General features: G+C 31.0%; 1 protein-coding gene. It reads right to left on the reverse strand.

What is annotated here, in order from left to right:
* Positions 1-31: 31 nt before the first annotated feature.
* Positions 32-284, reverse strand: a 253-nt coding sequence (locus LJE08_RS13975; protein WP_227403578.1) for a 4Fe-4S cluster-binding domain-containing protein, incomplete at its 5' end; no start/stop codon positions are given.

Below are 284 nucleotides of genomic sequence, written 5' to 3' on the forward strand. Positions count from 1 at the left end.
TGGATCCATCAACAAGGCTAATCTTCTTTTATTATCTTTTCATGAATAATTCAGGATAAATTAGAAATGGTTCTCCTCCTGTAAATGCTATTGTTTTAATATAATCGAGTTTACTAGCAGAATTAATATATTCACGTACTCTATTTATGTCTAAGCTCATCGTGCATGTTGGAGATGACTCAAAGCAACAAATTTCACACTGTGCAGAACATTTTTGTGTTAGCGTAAACGCAAGAACATCATAAGGATTTTTTCCTTTAATCTTTATGTTTTGTGACATATAT

This window comes from Holdemanella sp. DFI.5.55, assembly GCF_020593575.1.
GTDB lineage: Bacteria > Bacillota_I > Bacilli_A > Erysipelotrichales > Erysipelotrichaceae > Holdemanella > Holdemanella hominis.